This is a genomic window from Sphingomonas sp. OV641, assembly GCF_900109205.1.
Lineage (GTDB): Bacteria > Pseudomonadota > Alphaproteobacteria > Sphingomonadales > Sphingomonadaceae > Sphingomonas.
Window position 1 is genome coordinate 1318010 of the sequence record NZ_FNZB01000001.1, and the last position, 17318, is coordinate 1335327.

The window sequence follows — 17318 nt, forward strand, 5'->3', positions numbered from 1 at the left end:
ATGACTGACATGGGCCGTGAACATGTGGCGACGACGGGTGCCGGCTGGGGGTGGATCATCGCTTATGGCGTGCTTTCCGCGCTGTTCGGGCTGGCAGCGCTGCTCTGGCCCTTTCCGGCGACGATCGCGGCCACCTTCGTCATCGGCATTGCCTTCACGGTCTCCGGCATCTTCTCGCTGATCGCCGGGCTGCGCGGCGCCGGCGCGGAGAGCCGGGGTTATTCGATCCTGCTCGGCGTGCTGTCGATCGTGGCCGGCATCATCATGATCGCGCGGCCGCTCACCGGCGCGATCTCGCTGACCATCGTCGTCGCCGCCTGGCTGCTGCTGCGCGGCGCGCTGGAAATCGTGCTCGGCTTTCGCATGCGTCGCCGCCGCTGGCTGATGCTGCTGCTGGGCGTCGTCAACATCCTCCTGGCCTTGCTGATCATCGGCACCGTGCCCTTCTCGGCGCTGACGCTGCCGGGCTTCATCCTGGGCGCCAGCTTCCTGTTCGGCGGCGTCACCGCGATCATGGCGGGCATGGATCACCGCTCGGGCGCTTCGGCCTTCACCTTTCCGGATTGAGCCAAACGCGTTTGCGCTGAGCCCGTCGAGGCACGTGCCGGGAACTGTCGCCTACAGCAGCTTCTCGATGTCCTTGCGGATGTCCTCGGGCTTGGTGGTCGGCGCATAGCGATCAACCACCTTGCCGTCGCGATCCACCAGAAACTTGGTGAAGTTCCACTTGATCGCCTTCGAGCCCAGGACACCCGGCGCATCGCTCTTCAGCCGTTCGAACAGCGGATCGGCCTGTGCGCCGTTGACATCGATCTTGGCGAAGACCGGAAAGGTCACGTCATAGGTCAGCGAGCAGAAGTTGGCGATTTCCGCCGCATCGCCGGGCTCCTGCGCGCCGAACTGGTTGCAGGGAAAGGCCAGCACTTCGAAGCCGCGATCGGCATAGTCGCGGTGGAGCGCCTCCAGCCCCTCATATTGCGGCGTGAACCCGCATTTCGATGCCGTGTTGACGATCAGCAGCACCTTGCCGCGATATTCCTCCAGCGAAGCTTGCCCCCCGTCCGAAGCCTTGACCTGGAAGTCGGTGATCGCGCGCATTGCCCTCTCCTTTGCTCGACGGGAGGGAGGTTTCGCGCGATATTTGATTGCGCGCAAGGGAATAACGCTACTTGGGGCCGGAGTGTCGCGGCGCTCAGGTCAGCACGCCGTCGTGCAGCCGCACCACACGGTCCATCTTCGCCGCCAGCCGCTCGTTATGCGTCGCGATCAGCGCCGCCGAGCCTTCGCCGCGCACCAGCCGCAGGAACTCCGCCAGCACCCGATCCGCCGTGCCTTCGTCGAGGTTGCCGGTCGGCTCGTCGGCGAGCACCAGCGCCGGGCGATTGGCCAGCGCCCGCGCCACCGCGACGCGCTGCTGCTCGCCGCCCGACAATTGGCTCGGGCGGTGCGTCAGCCGGTGCCCCAGCCCCAGCGCCTGCAGCAAGGTGGTGGCGCGCGCCTCCGCCGCGTCGCGCTCCGCACCATGGATCAGCTGCGGCAGCACGACATTCTCGATCGCGTTGAAATCGGGCAGCAGGTGATGGAACTGATACACGAAGCCGAGGTGATCGCGCCGCACCACCGTGCGCCCGTGCGCATCCAGCCGCGCCGCCTCCGCGCCGGAAATCTCGATCGACCCCTCGAACCCGCCCTCCAGCAGGCCGACCGCCTGGAGCAGCGTCGACTTGCCCGATCCGGACGGGCCCAGCAGCGCCACGATCTCGCCCGGCGCGACGGACAGTTCCACGCCGCGCAGTACGTCGATCGTCTCGTCGCCCTGGGTGAAGCTGCGCGACAGGCCGCGCGTCTGCAGAACCGGCGTCACGACAGCACCCCATTGCAACGCTTTGCGCTCACGCGGCGACTATTCATAACGCAGCACCTGAACCGGATCCGTGCTGGCCGCCTTATAGGCCGGGTAAACGGTCGCCAGCAGCGTCATCAGCGCGGTGATGAGGACGATCGCCACGATCTCCACCGGATCGGGCTTCGACGGCAGCTCGGTCAGGTAACGGATCGAGGGATCCCACAACTCCTGCCCGGTCACGAACTGGACGAAGTTCACCACCGCCTGCCGATAGAACAGGAACACCGCGCCCAGGATCAGCCCGGCGACGATCCCCAGCGCGCCGATCGTGACGCCAACCGTCATGAAGATCCGCATCATCGCGCCGCGGGTCGCGCCCATGGTGCGCAGGATCGCGATGTCGCGCGTCTTGGCGCGCACCAGCATGATCAGCGAGGAGGCGATGTTGAACGCGGCGACCAGGATGATGATGCACAGCACCACGAACATCGCGACGCGCTCCACCGCCAGCGCCTCGAACAGTTGCGCGTTCATCTGCCGCCAGTCGCTCACCACCGCAAAGCGGCCGACCTTTTCGGCAAGCGGCGCCAGGATCTGGCCCACCCGGTCGGCGTTCACCGTATCCAGTTCGATCATGCCGACCGCATCGCCCAGCAGGAGCAGCGTCTGCGCATCCTCCATCGGCATGATCACATAGGCCTTGTCGAAATCGTACACACCGATCTCGAACACGGCCGCCACGGTGTAATTGACGTAACGCGGCACCGTGCCGAACGGCGTGGTCTGCCCGGCGGGATTGATCAGCGTGATTTCGGACCCGACCGTCGCCCCCAGCGATTCGGCCAGCCGCGAGCCGAGCGCCACGCGATTCGAGCCTGGCGTCAGCGAACTGATCGTGCCGGTGATCACCTTGCTGCCGATCGTCTGGTTCGAACGCAGGTCCTGCACGCGCATCCCGCGCACCAGCACCGCCTCGACCCGGCCGTTATAGGTGGACATCAGCGGCTGTTCGACCAGCGGCACCGCGCTGGTCACGCCCGGCGTCGCCTCCGCCTGGCGCACCACGTCGCGCCAGTCGGTCAGGCGGCCGCCGATGCCCTGCACCACGGCATGGCCGTTCAACCCGACGATTTTGTCGAAAAGCTCGGCCCGAAAGCCGTTCATGACGCTCATCACAATCACGAGCGCCGCCACCCCCAGCATCACCGCGCCGAGGCTGAAACCAGCGACGAGAACGATGAAGCGCTCGCCGCGCCCGGGAAGCAGATAGCGCCGCGCGATCATTCGTTCGTAGCGCGACAGGATCATGGCTCGCGTCTATCGGCGGCTTCGCACACTGGCAACGGCGCTGTTGCGAAATAATCACAGAGCAGCAGCAATCGGTTTAGCTGGCGTTCATTTTCATGGACGACCCATCCGGAACGACCTAGCAATTACCGTACTGGCACACAGGCAAAGGCCGTGGTTCGGGGACGCTTCCAGCTCCGCTTCATAAATGAGGCGCGCGGGCGGAAGCACAAGGGGGCTGACGAGCAATCGTCACGCAGGCGCCCGGGTCGGAAACGATCCGGGCGTTTGCTTATCCTAAATCAAGAATCCGCTTCGATACAGCAATTTGCGCCCAAATAATGCGGCCAAAGTCGCTCGGCGTCGTTGTCTCAAGCATCGACAACTGGGCACCTTCCATGAACGGCAAAGCGGCGATTCTCGTCATTGATCTGCTCAACACCTTTGATTTCTCGGGCGGCGAGAAATTGAAAAAGGCTGTGGCTGAGATGGTGGAACCGTTTCAGTCTCTTCGCGCGCAAGCGCGCGCAGCCGACGTGCCGGTCATTTTCGTCAACGACAATTATGGCCGCTGGCATGACGAGCCGAGCGAACTCATCGCCTTTGCGCGCGGGCAGAAAGGCGGGGAGCTGATCGACCAGGTTCGCCCGCAACCCAGCGACTATTTCGTCATCAAGCCCGAATCTTCCGGCTTCTACGCCACTACCCTGCCCGCCCTCCTGCCGCGGCTCGGCGTGTCCCGATTGGTCCTGACGGGTATCGCTGCGGATATCTGCGTCCTCTTCACCGCGGCGGACGCGCACATGCGGGAATATGATCTGTGGGTGCCGCGGGATCTTGTCGCCTCCCAGCATGAGGAGCGCGCACAATGGGCGCTCGAGATGATGGAAAACGGCATGAGCGCCGATGTTCGGCCCACCAGCGAGCTCGCCCTGGCCGATTGGCTGGCCAGCGAACCCAAGGTCTACACGGGCCGCGGCAGCTGAGCCGCTGCAACGTCGCGTCGCTTGCCACGTTCATGGTCCATGAACCGGCTTTCCCCTGATCAAGACGACGCCCGATACATTCGCCGGTTGTTCCTGACATTGGGCGTCATCGCGCTGGCCGCGACGCTGTATTTCACGGGCGACCTGCTGATCCTCGCCTTTGGTTCGATCCTGGGTGCCATTGTCATTCACGCGCTGGCGGAGATCTTCGAGGATCGTTTGCGCCTGTCTCCCAAGCCTGCGCTCGGCGCCGGGATCTTCACCGTCCTTGCCCTCATCATCTTTCTCGGCTGGCTGTTCGGCGTCGAGTTCCGCACGCAGGTCAATGTTCTCGTCACTCGCCTGCCCGGCATTCTGGCGGAAATCGGCGCGCAGCTTTCGACATCGCCGGTCGGGGCGAAGGTGGTGGACGCGGTCCGATCGGCCTTCGCCGGCAGCCGTGTCGCACAGGATATCGGCGGCCTTGCCGAAGGGGCAGGACAGTTCGTCCTCAACGCCCTTCTCGTTCTCGTCGGCGCGATCTTCTTTGCCGTCGATCCGAAGGTGTATGAACGTGGCTTCCTGCTGCTCATGCCGCCGTCCAAGCGTGCGGTGCTGGAGGATGCTTTGCTGGACACGGCATCCACGCTCCGTCTCTGGCTGCGCGCGCAGCTCATCCAGATGACCAGCATGGGCGTGCTCGTCGGTCTGGGGCTCTGGCTGGTCGGCGTCCCGTCCGCGCCGGCACTTGGCCTGCTCACCGGCCTCAGCGAGTTCATCCCCTATGTCGGCCCGCTCGCCGCGATGGTCCCGGCGCTGGGTCTCGCCGCCACCCAGTCGCTTCATCATGTCCTGCTGACCGTTGCAGTGTTTGCCGTTGTTCGCGTCGTTCAGACCAATTTCATCACGCCATTCGTCACCAGCCGGGTTGTTGCCATCCCGCCCGCCGTCACGCTCTTCGCCATTCTGGCAATTGGCGCCGTGTTCGGGCTGTTCGGCCTGTTCTTCTCGGCAGCAATATTGGTCGTGATCTATACGCTGATCCGCAGCCTGTATCTTCGGGATACGCTTGGCGAAGACATTCCCCGCACCCGTCACCGTACCTTGTTCGATGCTGCCGGTTCTCCGCGGGACTTGCCCGGAACCATGGATTAAGCGTCTGTTTACCTTTTACGTTCACTTGTGTTTTGGTTAATGGATCGGTTGGGGCGTGACGGGGTGCCGCGCATGCTCGCAAACGGGAGAATGACGGATGCGCGTGCTGCTGATCGAGGACGAGCCAACGACCGCAAAGGCCATCGAGCTGATGCTCTCTGCCGAGGGCTTCAATGTCTATTCGACGGATCTGGGCGAAGAGGGTTTGGACCTCGGCAAGCTCTACGACTACGATATCATTCTTCTCGATCTCAACCTGCCGGACATGCACGGCTATGAGGTGCTGAAGAAACTGCGCGTGGCGCGGGTTTCCACGCCAGTGCTGATCCTGTCGGGCGTGAACGAGATGGAGTCGAAGGTCCGCTCCTTCGGCTTCGGCGCGGACGATTACGTCACCAAGCCGTTCCATCGTGAAGAGCTGATCGCCCGCATCCAGGCGGTGGTCCGCCGGTCGAAGGGCCATTCGCAGTCGGTGATCCGCACCGGCAAGCTGTCGGTCAACCTTGATGCCAAGACGGTGGAGGTGGACGGCGCGCGCGTTCACCTGACCGGCAAGGAATATGCGATGCTGGAGCTGCTTTCGCTTCGCAAGGGCACCACGCTTACCAAGGAAATGTTCCTGAATCACCTTTACGGTGGCATGGACGAGCCTGAACTGAAGATCATCGACGTCTTCATCTGCAAGCTGCGCAAGAAACTCAGCATGGCTTGCGAGGGCGAGAATTATATCGAGACCGTCTGGGGCCGCGGCTATGTTCTGCGTGAGCCCGATGAGGTTCCGGCAAAGGTCGCCTGATCCTGCTCTGATCTACCGAGCACGGCCGCGGATGTCGGGGGGCTTTCCGCGGCCTCTTACCTGAACCCGTGTCGCACACCAGCGACGTGTTCCCGCCTTCACGCCCGTCTGACGCAGCGACGATTGTCGTGGCTGTGAACGGACGGCCTGTGCAAGCGGCAGTCGAACTGCGCCCCCACCGAACTTCCATGGGGGACCATATGACGAAAATTGCTCTTCTGCTCGGCGCTGCCGTGTTCGCCCTGCCGGCCAGTCCGGTATCTGCCGCACCCGAGCCAACGCGGACCACAGTCGCGAGCCCGGGCTGCGACGAACAGCCCTGCGCCGTGCGCAAACCCGCAACCTGCATCGTCGATGCCTCGCGCGGCGTCATCGCCAATTGCCAGCACTCGGCCGCCGCCATGGAGGAACTTGGCCGACGTCAGCTCGATCTGCTGATCGCCGATATGAACTAAGCAGGCAGGCCAGCGTCTGGCGCCGATCCACGGTCGCTGGATCGTTCTCGGAGGAAGCGCGCCGTTTGCGCGACTACCCTCGTCACCTGCTGACGTGCTTCATCGAACCGCCTCCAGCAACAGGTCTGGCGAACGTACCGGCATCATAGAAGACCCGCGACGCGGGGACACCAGCTCACCGACGCGCGCGATGCTTCGCGACCAGTTGCTGCAGGTGCGCGCGCAGCCCCGCTGCATTGGCGCTCCAGGTGAAGCGCGTTGCAAGGCTGCGGGTCGCTTCCGGTGCCGGGGGATCCTGCAGCAGTTCGGCGATCGCTTCGGCGAAGGCCGCCGGCGTGCGCGGCACGACCCGCCCTGCCGCCGGGTCAGTCACCACCTCGCGCGCGCCGCCGGCTTCGGTAATCACGATCGGGGTGCCGCACGCCAGCGCTTCGACCCAGGCGTTGGCCAGTCCTTCCGATTCGGATGCCAGCGCCATCACGTCGGCAGCCGCCAGCAGCCGAGGCAGATCGGCATGGGGCACGGCGCCGAGCAGTCGCACGCGATCCCCGAGGCCGGCGCGATCGACCGCCGCGTCGATTGCGCCCCGCGCCGGGCCCTCCCCGGCGATCAACAGCGATACGCCGGGCAGTCGGGCCAACGCCTCGACGACGATCTCATGTCCCTTGCGGTCGATCAGGGCACCGACGCAGATCACGAGCGGTCCCTTGATGCCAAACACGTCCTTTGCAGCGCTGCGGTCCAGGGGTTTGAAGCGGTCGAGATCGACGCCGGTATAATGAAGGCCGATCTTCTCCAAAGGCAGGCCGATCTTCGCCATATCCATGCGCATGGCGGCCGAAACCGCCAGAAGGCCGTCTGCCGCCAGGCCGGCCGCGCGGACCTGCGCCGCCGTTGCGGACTGCCGACCCCAGAAGTGGATGTCGGCGCCCCGGGCCTTGATGGACACCGGCACGTCATACCGCCGCCCCAGCGCCACGGCCGCCGGACCGTCCGGGAAGAAGAAGGACGCATCGATCACGTCAAAGGGAAATGTCTGACGCATATCGTCCAGCAGCGGGATCAGGGAGCGCTTCAGAGCGGATGCATGAAACCTTCCGTAAGTGCCTGGCAGAACGGTAAAAGCGGGCCGACAAACCGGTAGCCCCTTCCACGTCTCGCTACCCGGAAGATCGGTCAGCTTTCGATAGTGAGGCAGCATCCGCAAGGGCCAGGGCGGCAGCCCGACCGGCGCCACGACGCGCACCTCCACCCCAGGTTCTGCGGCCAGCCCAAGCGTCTGTTGCTCGACAAAGATGCCGAAATTGGGCCGGGTCGAATCCGGAAACAGGCTGGAAAGCGTCAGAACGCGAAGCATAACGCCCCTGTATCGCGCCGCCGGTTAAAACGAGATGCTCGTCGCGAGACAAATTCCCGAACGATGGCATTCCGCCGAACCTGCTGCTAATCCATCCCAATGGCGCACGCGCATCACGGCCACGGGCACCATCACGGCCATAGCCACGATCATGGCCACCATCATCACCCTGCCCCGCCGGATCGCTGGGATCGCGCCTTCGCGATCGGCATTGGGCTTAACCTTGCCTATGTGATCGCCGAGGCAAGCGCCGGCCTATGGACCGGCTCGGTCGCGCTGCTGGCCGACGCCGGCCACAATCTGTCGGATGTTCTGGGACTTGCCGTCGCCTGGGCCGGCGCGGCGCTGGCACGCACGCCGCCGTCGAAGCGCTTCACCTATGGATTGAAGGGATCCACCATCCTGGCAGCGCTGGCCAACGCCGTGCTGTTGCTGGTGGCGCTGGGCGCCATCGCGATTGAGGCCGCGCAGCGCTTTACCGAGCCGACCCCGGTGCCGGGACTGACCGTTTCTGCCGTCGCGGCCGTCGGTATCGTGATCAACGGCGTGACCGCCTGGCTGTTCGCCCGCGGCCGCGAGGGCGATGTGAACATTCGCGGCGCGTATCTCCACATGCTCGCCGACGCCGCAGTCTCGGCCGGCGTGGTGCTGGCGGGTCTCGGGATCTGGCTGACAGGCTTTGGCTGGATCGATCCGGTCGTGAGCCTCGTCGTTGCCGCGCTGATCTTCTGGCAGACCTGGGGATTGCTGCGCGAAACGGTGGAGATGAGCCTGGCGGCCGTGCCGCGCGCGATCAACTATGATCGGGTGCGCAATTCACTCGCGGCCCTGCCGGGGGTGGCCGCAGTACATGATCTTCACATCTGGCCGATGTCGACTACCGAGCCGGTGCTGACGGCTCATTTGCTGATGCCGGGCGGCCATCCCGGCGACGCCTTTCTGAACGACGTGCAGCACATGCTGCATCACGATTTCGGGATCGGGCATGCAACGCTCCAGGTGGAGACCGGAACCGGCAATTGCGTGCTGGAGCCAGCCACCGCGGTATAGGGATGAGGCCCAGCCGGTAAGGCGTCGTGCCGGGTCAATTGCAGACCCAGCTTCAGTAGACCCGAGCCACCGCGAATTCGACCGCCTCGATCATCGCGTCCTTGGCCGGTCCGTCGGCAAACGGCGCCACCGCATCAATCGCCCGCTGGCCGTAATGCCGGGCCCGGGCGATCGTATCGTCTACCGCGCGGCTGGAGCGCACCAGCTCCACGGCATGCGCGAAATCGGCATCGCTATCCCTGCGTCCCTCCACGGCGTCCTTCCAGAACTGCCGCTCTTCCGCATTGCCGCGCGCATAGGCCAGAATGACGGGCAGCGTCATCTTGCCCTCGCGGAAGTCATCCCCCGCATCCTTGCCCATGGTGCCCGCATCGGAGGTATAATCGATCGCATCATCGACCAGCTGGAATGCGATACCGAGATTGCGACCATAGGCATCCAGCGCCGCTTCCTCGCTCTCCGGTCGATCGGCAACTACCGCAGCGATGCGGCAGGCGGCCGCGAACAGCGCCGCAGTCTTGGCGTTGATGATCTCGAGATAGCGATCCTCGCCCAGATCGACGCGACGCGCGGCAGTCAGCTGATTCACCTCACCCTCGGCAATGACGGCGCTGGCGTTCGACAGGATCCTGAGCGCGCTGAGGCTTCCTGATTCCACCATCAACTCGAATGAGCGGGAGAAGAGGAAGTCGCCCACCAGCACGCTGGCCGGATTGCCCCAAATGATGTTGGCGGTCCGCTTGCCGCGGCGCAGGTCAGACCCGTCGACCACATCGTCATGGAGCAATGTAGCGGTGTGGATGAACTCCACCGCCGCGGCCAGGCCGTAATGGCGCGCGCCATCATAGTGCAGCAGCCTTGCGCTCGCCAGCGTGAGCATCGGACGCATCCGCTTGCCACCGCTGGCGATCAGATGGCCGGCGAGTTCGGGAATCAAGGGGATCTGCGATTGCATGCGATCGACGATCGCAGCGTTGACCTGATTCATGTCGTCGGCGACGAGGTGAATCATCGGATCAAGCGAAGGCTGATGGCCGGCAAGGCGGTGGACGGTAGCGCTCATCTCCAACTGCCTCTACGGACGCAGGCGCAAGGCCGCAATGGGAGGGCGCGAATGGCGGACGAGGTGTTGAAGGGATATCGCAAGAGCATCGACAATATCGATGCGGCGCTGGTCTGCCTTCTTGCCGAGCGGTTCAAGGTCACCCAGGCCGTGGGGCGCTACAAGGCGGAAGCCGGCCTGCCGCCCGCCGATCCGGGCCGCGAGGACCAGCAGATCGCACGGCTTCGCGCGCTTGCGGAGGAAGCCGAGCTGGATCCGGAATTCAGCGAGAAATTCCTGCGCTTCATCATCGATGAAGTCATCCGGCACCATCAACAGCTTCAGGGCTGATCAGCCTCCCCCTCCTGCGGCGCAGAAGGGGGAGCATGATCACTTGCCGGTGAACGCGGCCGGGCGCTTTTCAAGGAAGCTGGCCATTCCTTCCCTGAAGTCCGCGCTCTGGAACAGCGGCAACAGCTGCAGATAGACGTGCTGCACATGGGTATCGAAGGTTTCCTCCATGCCCATGCGCATCAGCCGCTTGGCGCCCTGCACCGCCATGGGTGCGTTCGCCGCGATCTCCAGCGCCAGTTCGCGGGCGCGCGCAGCGACCTGGTCGGCCGGCACCACCTCGTTGACGAGGCGCTCCTTGAGGCAGTCCTCCGCCGAAAGCGTACGGCCGGTAAAAACGATCTCCGCCGCCTTGGCCCAGCCGATCATGCGCGGCAGGAACCAGGTGCCACCCGATTCGGGCAGCACGCCACGCTTCACGAACGCCGCGGCAAGCTTCGCTTCCGACGCCATGACCCGGATGTCGCAGCCGAGCGCCAGGTCCATGCCATAGCCCGCCGCCGAACCGTTGAGGGCGGCGATCACCGGCTTGTCCAGCGCATGGAGCACCGTAGGCGGCGTGTTGCGCAGGTCGATCGTCGCGCCGAAGGTGGCCGACGAGGAGCCGATCCCCTCGCCCTTCTGAGCCGCATTGAGATCAAGCCCGGCGCAAAAGGCCCGCCCCGTTCCGGTGAGTACGATGACACGTACGTCGCGGTCCTCGCCGGCCTTCACCAGCAGGCGGGTTAGCTCGTCCAGCATGGGGCCGGAAATCGTGTTCATCCGCTCCGGGCGGTTCAGCGTCAGCGTCGCGACGCCTTCGGAAACCTCATAGGTTACGTCTTCGCTCATTCTTCCTCTCCCCTCACGCGGCCCGCGCCATGCGCGCCACCGTCGCCTCATATTCCGCCATTGTCTCGTCGAAGATCTGCGCTACGGGCTTCACGTCGCGGATGCGGCCCGCCACCTGTCCGGTCAGCGCGATGCCGGCTTCCAGATCGCCACCGAAATAGACCGCCTGGGTATCAGCGAACTCGCCAAAGATGTTGGGCGTGCCCTCCTTCTCGATGCGCGTCGTCCGGTCGGTGCGAAGCGCGCGGAGCGCCGGGCCCGGGCCGCTGCGGTTGAGGAACACGGTGTCGGTCGAATCCGCCTCGACGATCGCCGTCTTCCAGTTTTCGTGCACCGGGCTTTCGGCGGAGGAGAGGATCCGCGTGCCCATCAGCACGCCCTCTGCACCGAGCGCGAAGGCGGCGGCCATCGTCCGCCCATCCATGATCCCGCCGGCGGCGACGACCGGCACGTCCACTGCCTCGACCACCTGCGGCACCAGCACCATGGTGGAAACGTCCTTGGCGTTCTTGAACCCGCCGCCCTCGCCGCCCTCGACAATCAGCCCGTCGACGCCGGCCTCCACGGCGCGCAGGGCGCCGGCAAGGCTGGGAACGACATGGAAAACGGTGAGCCCTGCCGCCTTCAGCATGCCGGTATATTTCATCGGATCACCAGCAGAGGTGGTGACGAAGCGGATGCCCTGATCGATGACGAATTGGACGATGCCGGGATCGCGCACAAACGCCTGTGCGACATTCACGCCGAACGGCTTGTCGGTCAGCTCGCGCATTTTGAGGATCTCTTGGCGAACCGCCTCAAGATCGCCGGACGAGGTTTCGATGATTCCCATGCCGCCGGCGTTCGACACGGCCGAGGACAAGTGAGATCGGGCGATCCAGCCCATGGCGGCCTGGATGATCGGTTTCTCGATTCCGAGCATCTCGGTGACGCGCGTCTTCAGCGCCATTTCGCTCTCCCGCTTCTTATCGATTCGAAGATCGGGTTCGCACGAGCGGCGCCTAGGCGCCAGCCCCTTTCAAACAGTGAGTGCGAGAAGCGCGAAGGTCGCCAACCAGTGCGTGCCCATATAATGATCGGCCAGATGCGGCAGGCTTGCGGCGAGGTGATCGTCCGCTGCCGCGGCGGCGACAGATGCGATTGGATGGGCCGGCAGCGCAGCGGCGATCGAACGCCAGCACCAGGCACGGCTGAGGTTCAGGCCATCGAGATGCGCGATCTTTCCGTCGCTCCGGTCGGAGACAAGGGCGGGCGTGAACAAGGTGCGCGGCGCACCCAAGGCCGCTTCGGGCAGGAAGGCTTCGAACCAGCCGGCGAACTCATCGCCGAGCACCCGGCTCATCAGCAGCGCCTCCGAGAGCGCGGAGGAGAGAAATTCGTCACCGCCCGGCTCCCAAGCCTGACACGCGCGATCCTCACCAAACCAATGGCGCGCCCGCGCATCGATGAGCGAGACTAGTGCCGCGTCGTGCTCAAGGCCCCAATCACGTGCCAGCGTCAGCGCAAAGGCGGTGTTGAAGTGGGTCCCGACGCGAATCGGATAGGTCAGCTTCGGTAGATGCTGGTGGAAGCGTTCGGCAAAGGCGCGCGCAAGCGGTTCCAGCGCGTCATTCCAGTCCGCCTCGTGCCGCACCGCCTCACCATGCAGCGCCAGTGCCCACGCCCAGCCATAGGGTCGCTCGAATCCAGCGGCATAGGGACGGGCGAGCACCGCCAGTTCGCCCGCGACCTTCTCTGGCACCAGCATCTCGTCCGCACGGTGGCGGATGTCACTCGCTTCGGCCAGTTCCGGGAACATGCGCGCGATGGTCAGCAGCTGCCACCAGCCATGCACGCAGCTGTGCCAATCGAAGCTGCCGTGAAAGATCGGGTGGATCTCATGCGGCTCGCGCAGGTCCTCCGGCCCGTTCAGTACCTGATCGAGCTTGTAGGGGTAACGCTGACCGACATGGCCGAGCGTGAGCCGGGCAAAGCCGGCGGCGATCTCAGGCTTCAAGGTCACGCGACGATCCACCACAGCAGGAGAAGGTTGAACACGAGCAATGGCAGCGCCGTCGGCACTTGCGCGCGGATCACGCCGTTGCGGTCCTTCAGCTCGAGCAGCGCCGCCGGCACCAAATTGAAGTTCGCCGCCATGGGCGTCATCAGCGTGCCGCAGAAGCCGGCGAGCATGCCGACGGCTGCGACCGGCGCGGGATCGGCACCATAGCTTTGCACCAGCAGTGGAATGCCGACCGCCGCTGCCATCACCGGAAAGGCGGCGAAGGCGTTGCCCATCACCATCGTGAACAGCGCCATGCCGAGCCCGAAGGCGAGCACGGCGCCAAGCACGCTGCCCGTCGGGATCGCGACGCCGACGAGGCGGCCGACCACCTCTCCAACGCCAGCGAGCGCGAAGACGGCGCCGAGGCTCGCCAGCATCTGCGGCAGCGCCGCCGCCCAGCCGATATCGTCCATCAACGCGCGCCCTGCACGGAACGGCTCCGCGGGGGCGGGCCGCAGCCAGGCGTAGCAAAGCGCCAGTGCCAGCAGCACGCCTGTGGCCAGTGCCACCAACGTCGCCTGCTTGCCGTCGAACAGTGCCGGAAATTGCTTGAACACGAAGGTGCCGATCAGCGCGGTCGCGGGGATCACCAGCGCGGGCACGAACACCATCGCGCCGCGGATGGCGGGCTCGCCAGCGGGCACGCGTCGCTTCATCCGCCCGCTCGCGGCGATCGCCACCAGCGCAAGGACCAGCACGCCGTTACCAAGGTCACCCAGCCAGTCGCCGGCGAGAAAGCTCGTCGCCACCAGGCCATAGAAGCCGGTATTGGCCCAGCGGCGCTCACCCGCCGACAGACCGGCAAAGGCAAGGAAGGTCAGCCCGGCAATCAGATATACGAAGTTCAGCCCGATCATGCGCGCCGCGCCTTTCGGTCGAGCAGCCACAGCCGTGTGCCGTGAATGACGAAGGCGGCGATCGCGGTGGGGATCGCCCAGACCGACATGTGCAGCGGCTCGACGAAGATGCCATAACCTTCCAGCACGCCCTTCATCAGCAGGATCGATCCAATCGCGATGAAGATGTCCTCGCCGAAGAACAGCCCGACATTGTCGGTCGCGGCGGCCATCGCCTTCACCTTTTCCGGATCATGCGCCTCGCCAGCCGCAGCCTCCGCCATTGGCGCGATCAGCGGGCGCACGGTCTGCGCGGGCCCGGCAACCGAGGTGAGACCAAGCGCCGCCGTCAGCTGACGAAAGCCGAGATAGGCCATCAGCAATCGCCCGGTCGTCAGCCCCTTCAATCCGCCCACGAGCGAGCGCGCACGCGCCTGCAGCCCGTTGCGTTCAAGCAGGCCGATGACCGGCAGCACGATATAGATCGCGGTGACATAACGCGTGTCGTTGAAGGCCTTGCCGAAGGCGGCGAGGATGGCGAGCGGATCGATCCCGGCGGCAAGCCCGGTGACGAGCGCGGAAGCCGCGATCACCAGCATCGGGTTGAACCGCAGCAGGAATCCCAGCGCGATGATCGCGATGCCGGATAGGACGAGCATTCAGTTGATCAGGCGCGCGGTTTCGCAGTCAGTGCGCGCCGCAATGCGGCAATGCGGGACTGGTTTGCCTCTTGCGCGATCGCCGCGTCCGGCAGCGCGTCAAAGGCATGTATGGCGCCCGGCCAGACATGAAACTCCGTCGGCACGCCGGCCGCGAGCAGCCGCTGCGCGTAGGTGATGTTTTCGTCGCGAAAGAGGTCCAGCGCTCCAGTCGCGATATAGGTCGGCGGCAACCCAGCTACGTCCTCCGCTCGCGCGGCGGCGACATAAGGCGACACCTCTGCCTCGCCGGGCTCCTCACCCAGCATGCACTGCCACCCGAAGCGATTACTCGCCCGATTCCAGATGAACTCGCCGGTCAGTGGATCCGGATCGTTGCTGCACGTCCGGTCATCGATCATCGGATAAAGAAGGTGTTGAAACGCCAGCTGAAACTCGCCGCGATCGCGCGCTAGCAGCGCCAGCGAGGCAGCAAGCCCACCCCCGGCGCTTTCCCCCATCACGCCGATGCGGGCAGGATCAATGCCTAGTCGCTGAGCGTGGGCAAACGTCCAGCGCAATCCGGCGTAGCAATCCTCGATCGGGCCCGGAAATGGCGTCTCCGGCGCAAGGCGATAATCGACCGACACCACAATACAGCCAAGCGCCGCCACGATCGGGCGGAGCCGAACCGCGCCGTCCTCCGCCTTGCCCAGAACATAGCCGCCACCATGCATGTGCACGATGCAGCCAGCCCCTTTCGCGAGCCTGGCAGGACGAAACAGATATAGCGCAACATCCGGTGCGCCCGCAGGTCCTGGCACGATGACGCGTTCAACCGTCACGCCATCATCAACCACCTGAGGCTTTGGCGATTCCCAGCGACGCGCCTGCTCCAGCGACTCGGCCGACAAGGACATCGTCGGCCAGAGGTCGAGCAGCGGCAACAATTCAGGATCCACCAGATGCCGCGTGCTCATTGCCTCTTCTCCTCGGGCGATCATCGCCGGTCGTTCACGCCGGTTGGAGCAGCCCTTCCTTGGCGATCTTCTCCCGCCACACGAGCGGGGCGAGCTGGTGGACATTATTGCCCTCGCTGTCGACCGCGACGGTGACGGGGAAATCCTGCACCTCGAATTCGTAGATCGCCTCCATGCCGAGATCTTCGAACCCGACGACCTTCGATCCCTTGATCGCCCGGGCGACGAGGTACGCCGCGCCACCGACCGCCATCAGATAGGCGCTCTTGGCGTCCTTGATCGCATCGGTTGCGGCGGGGCCGCGCTCAGCCTTGCCGACCATCGCGAGCAGCCCCTGGTCAAGCATCATGCGGGTGAACTTGTCCATTCGCGTCGCGGTAGTGGGGCCAGCCGGGCCGACCACTTCCTCGCCGACCGGATCGACCGGGCCGACATAATAGATCACGCGGCCCTTGAACTCGACCGGCAGCTCCTCGCCGGCATCGAGCATGTCCTTGATCCGCTTGTGTGCGGCGTCACGCCCGGTCAGCATCTTGCCGTTCAGCAGCAGGCGATCGCCCTGCTTCCACGACTGGACCATCGCGGGCGTCAGCGTGTCGAGGTCGACGCGGATTGCGGCCTTGTCGGGCGTCCAGTTCACCTTCGGCCATTCGTCAAGCTTTGGCGTCTCGAGATAAGCCGGGCCGCTGCCGTCGAGCGTGAAATGCGCGTGCCGGGTCGCGGCGCAATTCGGGATCATCGCCACCGGCTTGCCCGCGGCGTGGCACGGCGCGTCCATGATCTTCACGTCGAGGATGGTGGAAAGCCCACCCAGCCCTTGGGCCCCGATGCCCAGCGCATTCACCTTGTCGAAGATTTCGATGCGCAGCGCCTCGATGTCGTTCCTGGGCCCACGCGCCTTTAGCGGGCCCATGTCGATCGGCTCCATCAGCGCCTTTTTGGCGAGCAGCACGCAATGCTCCGCCGTGCCGCCGATGCCGATCCCCAGCATGCCCGGCGGGCACCAGCCGGCGCCCATCTGCGGCAGCATCTCCAGCACCCAGTCAACGATCGAATCGCTGGGATTCATCATCTTGAACTTGGACTTGTTCTCGCTGCCGCCGCCCTTCGCCGCGACATCCACCGAGACCTTGTTGCCCGGCACCAACTCGACATGGAGCACGCAGGGCGTGTTGTCCTTGGTGTTGCGGCGGGTGAAGGCGGGGTCGGCGAGCACCGAGGCGCGCAGCTTGTTCTCCGGGTGAAGATAGGCGCGGCGCACGCCTTCATCGACGATTTCCTGCATCGAGCGGGTGGTGTCATCGATGCGGCAATCCATGCCCCATTTGACGAACACGTTGACGATGCCCGTATCCTGGCAGATCGGCCGGTGCCCCTCGGCGCACATCCGGCTGTTGGTCAGGATCTGCGCGATCGCGTCCTTCGCCGCCGGGCCCTGCTCCGCCTCATAGGCGTCGCCCAAAGCGCGGATGTAATCCATCGGGTGGTAGTAGCTGATGAACTGGAGCGCATCGGCAACGCTCTCGATCAGGTCTGCGGCGCGGATCGTCGTGGTCATGAACCGATCCACTATGGCGACGGATCGGCACACGCAACCGGTCTGCTGCCACAAGTTCACCAGATCGCGCCGTGCCCGACTGGCTCGAGCAGCCGAAACGGACCAGAAAAACTGTCCGCATAAACGC

Annotated in this window: 19 protein-coding genes; 7 read left to right on the forward strand and 12 right to left on the reverse strand. The window is 64.9% G+C overall.

Going from position 1 to position 17318, the window contains the following annotated elements; genetic code table 11:
- Nucleotides 1–567 carry an HdeD family acid-resistance protein gene (locus BMX36_RS06185; RefSeq protein WP_093064015.1) on the forward strand — a complete coding sequence of 189 codons (567 nt, stop codon included), beginning with the start codon at nucleotides 1–3 and terminating at the stop codon, nucleotides 565–567.
- 51 nt (nucleotides 568–618) lie between these two features.
- Here BMX36_RS06185 and BMX36_RS06190 read toward each other — a convergent pair whose 3' ends face one another.
- From BMX36_RS06190 to BMX36_RS06200, 3 genes are all read right to left on the reverse strand, one after another.
- Complete coding sequence (locus tag BMX36_RS06190) at nucleotides 619–1098, reverse strand: glutathione peroxidase (RefSeq protein ID WP_093064016.1); 480 nt, start codon at nucleotides 1096–1098, stop codon at nucleotides 619–621.
- 94 nt (nucleotides 1099–1192) lie between these two features.
- Nucleotides 1193–1864 carry an ABC transporter ATP-binding protein gene (locus tag BMX36_RS06195; protein ID WP_066778347.1) on the reverse strand — a complete coding sequence of 224 codons (672 nt, stop codon included), beginning with the start codon at nucleotides 1862–1864 and terminating at the stop codon, nucleotides 1193–1195.
- A gap of 39 nt (nucleotides 1865–1903) precedes the next feature.
- The gene (locus BMX36_RS06200; RefSeq protein WP_093064017.1) at nucleotides 1904–3154 is read right to left on the reverse strand and encodes a lipoprotein-releasing ABC transporter permease subunit; all 1251 of its coding nucleotides are present in this window, start codon (nucleotides 3152–3154) and stop codon (nucleotides 1904–1906) included.
- Between the two features lie 377 nt (nucleotides 3155–3531).
- Here BMX36_RS06200 and BMX36_RS06205 point away from each other — a divergent pair, with 377 nt between their 5' ends.
- The 4 genes from BMX36_RS06205 (at nucleotide 3532) to BMX36_RS06220 (ending at nucleotide 6504) form a co-directional block, all read left to right on the forward strand.
- Entirely contained in the window at nucleotides 3532–4119 is a 588-nt protein-coding gene (locus BMX36_RS06205) for a cysteine hydrolase family protein (protein ID WP_093065306.1), read from the forward strand.
- Between the two features lie 39 nt (nucleotides 4120–4158).
- Nucleotides 4159–5253, forward strand: a complete 1095-nt coding sequence (locus BMX36_RS06210; RefSeq protein WP_066778349.1) for an AI-2E family transporter — start codon at nucleotides 4159–4161, stop codon at nucleotides 5251–5253.
- Nucleotides 5254–5350: 97 nt separating this feature from the next.
- Nucleotides 5351–6049, forward strand: coding sequence for a response regulator transcription factor CtrA (gene ctrA, locus BMX36_RS06215; protein ID WP_066778351.1), 699 nt, complete (start codon nucleotides 5351–5353; stop codon nucleotides 6047–6049).
- 200 nt (nucleotides 6050–6249) lie between these two features.
- The gene (locus tag BMX36_RS06220; protein ID WP_093064018.1) at nucleotides 6250–6504 is read left to right on the forward strand and encodes a hypothetical protein; all 255 of its coding nucleotides are present in this window, start codon (nucleotides 6250–6252) and stop codon (nucleotides 6502–6504) included.
- A 175-nt stretch (nucleotides 6505–6679) separates the two neighbouring features.
- Here BMX36_RS06220 and BMX36_RS06225 read toward each other — a convergent pair whose 3' ends face one another.
- Nucleotides 6680–7861, reverse strand: coding sequence for a glycosyltransferase (locus tag BMX36_RS06225; protein ID WP_093064019.1), 1182 nt, complete (start codon nucleotides 7859–7861; stop codon nucleotides 6680–6682).
- A gap of 99 nt (nucleotides 7862–7960) precedes the next feature.
- Here BMX36_RS06225 and BMX36_RS06230 point away from each other — a divergent pair, with 99 nt between their 5' ends.
- On the forward strand, nucleotides 7961–8911 hold the full coding sequence (locus BMX36_RS06230) for a cation diffusion facilitator family transporter (protein ID WP_093064020.1): 951 nt from the start codon (nucleotides 7961–7963) through the stop codon (nucleotides 8909–8911).
- A gap of 52 nt (nucleotides 8912–8963) precedes the next feature.
- Here the strand turns inward: BMX36_RS06230 and BMX36_RS06235 are convergent, their stop codons facing one another.
- Nucleotides 8964–9974 (reverse strand): polyprenyl synthetase family protein, encoded by a 1011-nt coding sequence (locus tag BMX36_RS06235; RefSeq protein WP_066778357.1) that lies wholly within the window; start codon nucleotides 9972–9974, stop codon nucleotides 8964–8966.
- A gap of 51 nt (nucleotides 9975–10025) precedes the next feature.
- Between BMX36_RS06235 and BMX36_RS06240 the strand changes: the two genes are divergently transcribed.
- A complete protein-coding gene (locus BMX36_RS06240; RefSeq protein ID WP_066778359.1) occupies nucleotides 10026–10304 on the forward strand; it encodes a chorismate mutase in 279 nt (92 codons plus the stop codon).
- Nucleotides 10305–10343: 39 nt separating this feature from the next.
- Here the strand turns inward: BMX36_RS06240 and BMX36_RS06245 are convergent, their stop codons facing one another.
- The 7 genes from BMX36_RS06245 to BMX36_RS06275 form a co-directional block, all read right to left on the reverse strand.
- Nucleotides 10344–11135 (reverse strand): enoyl-CoA hydratase/isomerase family protein, encoded by a 792-nt coding sequence (locus tag BMX36_RS06245; RefSeq protein WP_066778361.1) that lies wholly within the window; start codon nucleotides 11133–11135, stop codon nucleotides 10344–10346.
- Nucleotides 11136–11148: 13 nt separating this feature from the next.
- Nucleotides 11149–12084, reverse strand: a complete 936-nt coding sequence (locus tag BMX36_RS06250) for an NAD(P)H-dependent flavin oxidoreductase (protein WP_066778363.1) — start codon at nucleotides 12082–12084, stop codon at nucleotides 11149–11151.
- A gap of 69 nt (nucleotides 12085–12153) precedes the next feature.
- On the reverse strand, nucleotides 12154–13137 hold the full coding sequence (locus tag BMX36_RS06255; protein WP_093065308.1) for a DUF2891 domain-containing protein: 984 nt from the start codon (nucleotides 13135–13137) through the stop codon (nucleotides 12154–12156).
- Nucleotides 13134–14036, reverse strand: a complete 903-nt coding sequence (locus tag BMX36_RS06260; RefSeq protein ID WP_093065310.1) for a DUF979 domain-containing protein — start codon at nucleotides 14034–14036, stop codon at nucleotides 13134–13136. The genes BMX36_RS06255 and BMX36_RS06260 overlap by 4 nt, the downstream gene beginning before the upstream one ends.
- Nucleotides 14033–14674: a DUF969 domain-containing protein gene (locus BMX36_RS06265; RefSeq protein WP_066774992.1), complete on the reverse strand. Its 642-nt coding sequence runs from the start codon at nucleotides 14672–14674 to the stop codon at nucleotides 14033–14035. Before BMX36_RS06265 ends, BMX36_RS06260 begins: the two co-directional genes overlap by 4 nt.
- A gap of 8 nt (nucleotides 14675–14682) precedes the next feature.
- Nucleotides 14683–15633, reverse strand: a complete 951-nt coding sequence (locus BMX36_RS06270; RefSeq protein ID WP_093064021.1) for an alpha/beta hydrolase — start codon at nucleotides 15631–15633, stop codon at nucleotides 14683–14685.
- A 34-nt stretch (nucleotides 15634–15667) separates the two neighbouring features.
- Nucleotides 15668–17191 carry a fumarate hydratase gene (locus BMX36_RS06275; protein ID WP_093064022.1) on the reverse strand — a complete coding sequence of 508 codons (1524 nt, stop codon included), beginning with the start codon at nucleotides 17189–17191 and terminating at the stop codon, nucleotides 15668–15670.
- Between the last annotated feature and the right edge of the window lie 127 nt (nucleotides 17192–17318).